Annotated in this window: 6 protein-coding genes and 1 pseudogene; 1 reads left to right on the plus strand and 6 read right to left on the minus strand. The window is 62.2% G+C overall.

What is annotated here, in order from left to right:
* Window positions 1-141: 141 nt before the first annotated feature.
* Window positions 142-216: pseudogene (locus AC3AYF_RS17545) on the plus strand (twin-arginine translocation signal domain-containing protein); the annotation flags it as partial.
* A 134-nt stretch (window positions 217-350) separates the two neighbouring features.
* On the opposite strand, the gene AC3AYF_RS17550 reads toward AC3AYF_RS17545, so the two are convergent.
* From AC3AYF_RS17550 to AC3AYF_RS17575, 6 genes are all read right to left on the minus strand, one after another.
* Window positions 351-803 (minus strand): DUF2846 domain-containing protein, encoded by a 453-nt coding sequence (locus AC3AYF_RS17550; RefSeq protein ID WP_295041078.1) that lies wholly within the window; start codon window positions 801-803, stop codon window positions 351-353.
* Between the two features lie 121 nt (window positions 804-924).
* Window positions 925-1401, minus strand: a complete 477-nt coding sequence (locus AC3AYF_RS17555; protein ID WP_295041073.1) for an NYN domain-containing protein — start codon at window positions 1399-1401, stop codon at window positions 925-927.
* 139 nt (window positions 1402-1540) lie between these two features.
* Window positions 1541-2569 (minus strand): methionine synthase, encoded by a 1029-nt coding sequence (locus AC3AYF_RS17560; protein WP_295041071.1) that lies wholly within the window; start codon window positions 2567-2569, stop codon window positions 1541-1543.
* 100 nt (window positions 2570-2669) lie between these two features.
* A complete protein-coding gene (locus AC3AYF_RS17565) occupies window positions 2670-3653 on the minus strand; it encodes a DUF1852 domain-containing protein (protein ID WP_295041069.1) in 984 nt (327 codons plus the stop codon).
* A 244-nt stretch (window positions 3654-3897) separates the two neighbouring features.
* Window positions 3898-4314, minus strand: coding sequence for an MFS transporter (locus tag AC3AYF_RS17570; protein WP_295041067.1), 417 nt, complete (start codon window positions 4312-4314; stop codon window positions 3898-3900).
* Between the two features lie 205 nt (window positions 4315-4519).
* Window positions 4520-5368 (minus strand): NAD(P)-dependent oxidoreductase, encoded by an 849-nt coding sequence (locus AC3AYF_RS17575; protein WP_487780097.1) that lies wholly within the window; start codon window positions 5366-5368, stop codon window positions 4520-4522.
* Window positions 5369-5617 lie beyond the last annotated feature (249 nt).

Raw genomic sequence — 5617 nt, forward strand, 5'->3', positions numbered from 1 at the left:
ATTCCCGTGCTTGGCTTCCACTTTCCGTTTCCGGGCCTCGGTCACATGCTCAAGACCGATCAAGCCTACGCCTGGGTCCCCGCTAACTGGCAGTTCTGACGCCTTGGCTATAGGAGAAATTTCATGAGCCATCAGCCAACGATGGATAGGCGGGGTTTCCTGGGCACGGTCGGTGTGGCGGCAGCCGGGCTGGCCATGTCCACGCGCGTCATGGCGCAGGGCCAGGCTACGGAGATGGCGGCGAGATCCGGCAGGTCTTCGAGAGACAGCAGTAGCGCGCTGGCGTGGGCTCCTCTTATAGAGAAAAGCCCTGGTTTTCCAGGGCTTCTCTGGCGAGTGGCGAATACACTCTACTGCGGTGCGGCCAAATGGCAGCACTCGCGCAAAGCCTTCATACCCTCATCTTTTCTCTTCATTTCGAGACCTGCCCCGCCAACGAACACGCCCATCTTGATGTACTGCTCAACGAAATAATTCTCACCGGCACTCGCGGTAAACACGAGCGTATTGTCACTGAACTCGGATTCCGTCGACAGGCTGTGCTCGCCCGGCTCGATCAACTCGTAAAAATAGACGCCATTAGCCGTCTCACCAAGAAGTTGGCCATCCAGGGAGACAGACTTCTTTAGTGCCTTGCCCATGAAGCTGTCGCGGTAGACGTAGAGACCAGCTTCACCCTTCGGAGGTGCGGGGAACTGCTTGAGTGCAAGATCTTCATCGCTGGATCCCATGGGCACCGAGGCGCACCCTGAAACCAGCAGCGTCGTGGTGATGAGCGCGCCTAGAATCGCTTTTTTATACATCTATGTTCCCTTCTTGAATCTTTTCTTGGTATTTGTCGCGGCAAGCCGCTAACCAAGTATCGGCCGTCAAAGGGATTTTCTTGATGAGGGCAAATTAGGGACCGAGCGCCACGTGGCCGTATTACCCAAGCAGCAGATCGCCCTCGATGGGAATGAACTGGCTCGCCGCGTTGATGAGCGAGTGCGCGGTGAGCTTGGGCACGCCGTAGACTTCGACACGCTTGCCGTGGACCTCGCGGATCTTGCGCGCCAGCAGGTCGAAATCGCCGTCGCCGGAGGCCAGCACCACCACGTCCGCCCGGGCTGCATACTCGATGGCGTCGAGGGTGATGCCCACGTCCCAGTCGCCCTTGGCGGAGCCGTCCGCGCGCTGGATGAACGGCTTCAGCTTCACCTCGAAGCCAATGCTGCGCAGGGTGTTCTGAAAGCCGCGCTGCTTGGCATCGCCCTTGTCGGTGGCGTAGCAGCGGGCGGTCAGCACCTCGCGGCCCGCCGTCGCCCGCGCCCAGAAGCGGCGATAGTCGAACTGCTTGGCGTAGGCGTCGCGCACGGTGTAGTAGACGTTCTGGGTGTCGACGAAGATCGCGACCGTGGTCATGGGGCAGGATTTCCAGGGGTGGCCGAGCGCCAGCGTATCACGCGACCCCAGGGCGCGCCGCCGGACCGTTTCCGGCCCGCCGACGCGATCTCGATGGTGCTGCTATGGGCGAACTCGCCGCGGCGGCCGAGCCCAGTGCCTAGCGGGCGAGTTCTTGGCGCACGATGGCCGCACCAGCGCTCAAAGCCTTCAGCTTGCCCTGCGCCACCTCACGAGACAAGGGCGTCATGCCGCAGTTGGTGCAGGGGTAGAGCTTGTCGGCATCGACGAACTGCAGCGCCTTGCGCAAGGTCTCGGCGACCTCTTCCGGTGTTTCGATGGTGTTGGTGGCTACATCAATGGCCCCGACCATCACCTTCTTGCCGCGGATCAGCTCGATCAGCTCCATCGGCACGTGGGAGTTCTGGCACTCCAGCGAGACAATATCGATGTTCGACGCCTGCAGCTTGGGGAAGATCTCCTCGTACTGGCGCCACTCCGACCCCAGGGTCTTCTTCCAGTCGGTGTTGGCCTTGATGCCGTAGCCGTAGCAGATATGCACGGCGGTCTCGCACTCGACCCCTTCGATGGCTTTCTCCAGGGCGGCGATACCCCAGTCGTTCACCTCGTCGAAGAAGACGTTGAAGGCGGGCTCATCGAACTGAATGATATCCACGCCGGCGGCGGCCAGGTCGCGGGCCTCCTGGTTGAGGATCCTGGCGAACTCCCAGGCCAGCTTTTCGCGGCTCTTGTAGTGGCCGTCATAGAGCGTATCGACCATGGTCATGGGGCCCGGCAGCGCCCACTTGATCGGCTGGTCGGTCTGCTGGCGCAGGAACTTGGCATCCTCCACGAAGACCGGCTTCTCCCGCGCCACGGGGCCGACCACCGAGGGTACGCTGGCGTCGTAGCGATCACGGATCTTGACGATCTCGCGCTGCTCGAAATCGACACCGCTCAAGTGCTCGATGAAGGTGGTGACGAAGTGCTGGCGAGTCTGCTCGCCGTCACTGACGATATCGATTCCGGCCCGCTGCTGATCGTGCAGGGAGACCCGCAACGCATCCCGCTTGCCCTCGGCCAGCTCCTCGTCCTGCAGTTTCCACGGCGACCAGAGCGTCTCGGGCTGGGCCAGCCAGGCGGGCTTGGGCAGGCTACCGGCGGTCGACGTGGGCAACAAAGTCTTCATGCAAAAGTGACCTTCATAACGGGTTGATCAAAGGATGTCGTTGGAGCGAGTCGATCACGTTGAAACAGGTTGATCAAAAAGAGTCGTTGGAACGGGCTGATCAAAGAGAGTCGTTGGCCGACCACTGCTCGAGCACCTGGCGGTAGGGCTTGATGAAGTGCCGCTCGGTGAACTTGCCCTGCTCGACGGCCAGTTGGCTGCGCTCTTCGCGGTCGTAGACGATGCGCGTTAGCGAGTAGTCCTGATGCTCCAGGCTGGGCTGGTAAATCTTGCCCGCGACCGAGTTGGCGTTGTAGATCTCGGGGCGGTAGATCTTCTGGAACGTCTCCATGGTGCTGATGGCGCTGATCAGCTCGAGATCGCTGTAGTCGGCCAGCAGATCGCCGGAGAAGTAGAACGCCAGCGGCGCGACGGCATGCGGCGGCATGAAGTAGCGCACCTCGAGCCCCATCTTGCCGAAGTAGAAGTCCGTCAGCGAGGAGTCATCGTTTGCGTACTCCACGCCCAGTACCGGGTGGCGATTGTCGGTCTGGCGATAGACCTTGCTGCTGGAGACGCTGAGGCAGATGACCGGCGCCTTGCTGAAGGAGGCCCGGTAGGCATCGGAGTCGACGAAGCGCTTGAACAGCTTGCCGTGCAAGTCGCCAAACCCATCGGGGATGCCGAATTCGGAACGATCGCGGTTGTGCTCCGACAGCCAGACGCTGAAGTCGTAGTCGCGCACGTAGGAGGAGAAGTTGTTCCCCACCATGCCCGGAATACGCTTGCCGGTGTGCTTGTCGATGATTGTCGTCTTGAGCATTTCGATCGCCGGGAAGGTGTCGTCCTCGTCCTCGGCACCCACGCTCAGCTCACCGGTGATGATGTCGAGTTCGACGGCGTAGCGATCCGCTCTGGGGTTGTCCCAATGCGCCAGGGCATTGAAGCGGTTGTCGATCATCGTCAGCGCATTGCGCAGATTCTCCTCGCGCCGCTCCCCACGCGCCAGGTTGGCGAAGTTGGTGGTGGTGCGCGTGTTCTCGGCCGGGCGATAGTTTTCGTCGAACCGCACGCTCTTGATATCGAATGTGAAATCGTGACTCATCGCGAACAAGCACCCTGGTAATTAGAGAGGCGCTGGCACCGTGAGAAGGCCCAGCGTCCGTCAATGCAGTGTTTTCGTCTGGCGTATCGACAGACAGGCGCATCAGCGCCTGTCGTCGAAGCGGATGCGCTCTTTATGCCAGAGCCTGTGGATGCATGAAAAGCGATAAGATTTCACCTAACCATGAATAGATTTCATGATTCGGTATGAGGCAAGTGTTGGTGTGCTTCAGTATCAAGGACAACTAACTAGTTGAACGCGGTGATGTTGAAGCCCGAAGCAATCGCGGCCGCGACCACGCCAGACTGAACGATCGGGCCAAGGCAGAAGCAGCAGGCAGACCAGAGGAGTAGGTTGCGAGCATTGTCAGGACGTGCGGGGCCGAAACGGGCAGCGTCGCAAGGGCCAGGACTAGACCGACCAGCGCTGCCATCAGGCTGCGCCGCGTGCCGAGTGCATCGCTAAGCCGGCCCCCACCAAAATTCCCGATCATCGCAGCTGCGCCGAATGCCGTGATCGCCAGGCTGACTGCGGCAGGAGACACGTGGGTTACCTCCGTCAGCAGCGATGCAAGAAAGGTGAATACCACGAATGACTCGCCGGACTCCGTCGTGCCGATGGCGAAGGCCGCCACGGCAAGCGCGAACAATGCGGGCGACATCGGTGTTGCTCCTTATGCGCCGATCAGATCGCCAAAGTGCGCGGCAAGGCGACTTTGCTGCCACAGACCCGACGCTCGGCGCGCTGCTCGGACGCGCGCCGGAGATTATAGAGGAAGGCGCTGCTTGCGCACGGGCCGAAGACTAACCTTGATAGCGTTCAACCGTAGGACACCGTCGCCTTTAGCAAGTTAGGTTCCTCGACGTCTAATCCGTCTGGCCGACCGCAGACCAATCGCGCTCCCCACCGTCAGCACCGATGATCGCGTCCATGCGCGAGGCGATCAGCTCCGTCAGCGGCAGATCGGCGTCGCCTGCCGCCGCGATCGCCAATCCCACGTCCTTGCGGCCCAGCCGCATCGGGAATCCCGCCGGCTCGAACCGCTTTTCCGCGATGATCGGTCCGTAGCTGCCGATCAGGCGATTGCCGTAATTCACTTCGAGCATCAGCGCCGCCATCCGATCCGCAGCGATGCCGTGGGCGGCGACGATGCGGAACTGTTCCGTCAGCATCTGCATGATGGCCGGGATGCCGGCGTTGAGCGCGACCTTCGCTGCCGCGGCCATCACCGGGCGGTCGCCGACCCGATGCGTCCCCGCCCCGATCGCGTCGAACAAAGGCTGTGCGACATCCAGATCCTCCGCCGTGCCAGCCGCGATCACCGACAGCTTGCCAGCCGCCGCCACGTCCGGGCGGCCCAGCACCTGCGCCGACACGAAACGCTGCCCCGCCGCAGCGTGCGCCTCCGCCAGTCTGGCGGTGAGGTCCACGCTGACCGTGCTGCATGAGATATGCAGCAGGCCGGGACCTGCCGCGAGCAGCCCGCCGTCTCCGAACACGACCGCCTCGACGGCCGCGTCATCGGCCAGCATCGTCATAGCGGTGCCAGCCCGGGCGGCCGCGGCGAGATCGGCGGCGACACTCGCACCCCGCGCAGCGAACGGCTCGGCTTTGGCCCAGTCCCGGTTCCAGACGGCGACCTGGTGACCGGTCGCCACGAGATTGTCGGCCATGCCCGAGCCCATCTGCCCGAGCCCGATAAATGCTACATCCATCTCCATCTCCTTAAGGTCCGAAGGCACCGGCGATCTAAGTTGACCAACCCGACGACATCGGTGTTGCTCTTCATGTGTCGGCCAGATCGGCAACGTGCGCGGCGAGGCCGGTTTGGCCCGGCGCAACGTGGTCGGCCATGGTGTGGCGATCGGGGAAGTCACCGCCGTTTTGCGACCGGAAGGGAATCGGCGCGACGGTGAATAGCCCGGCGAGACGCACACGCCATGCTTCCTTGATCGCCTCCACTT

The sequence above is a fragment of the Salinicola sp. genome, from assembly GCF_982684285.1.

Excerpts from the sequence above, each read along its gene's own strand:
- AC3AYF_RS17550 (WP_295041078.1), bottom strand. The coding sequence starts at position 803 with ATGTATAAAAAAGCGATTCTAGGCGCGCTCATCACCACGACGCTGCTG.
- AC3AYF_RS17565 (WP_295041069.1), bottom strand. The coding sequence starts at position 3,653 with ATGAGTCACGATTTCACATTCGATATCAAGAGCGTGCGGTTCGACGAA.
- AC3AYF_RS17570 (WP_295041067.1), bottom strand. The coding sequence starts at position 4,314 with ATGTCGCCCGCATTGTTCGCGCTTGCCGTGGCGGCCTTCGCCATCGGC.
- AC3AYF_RS17560 (WP_295041071.1), bottom strand. The coding sequence starts at position 2,569 with ATGAAGACTTTGTTGCCCACGTCGACCGCCGGTAGCCTGCCCAAGCCC.
- AC3AYF_RS17575 (WP_487780097.1), bottom strand. The coding sequence starts at position 5,368 with ATGGATGTAGCATTTATCGGGCTCGGGCAGATGGGCTCGGGCATGGCC.
- AC3AYF_RS17555 (WP_295041073.1), bottom strand. The coding sequence starts at position 1,401 with ATGACCACGGTCGCGATCTTCGTCGACACCCAGAACGTCTACTACACC.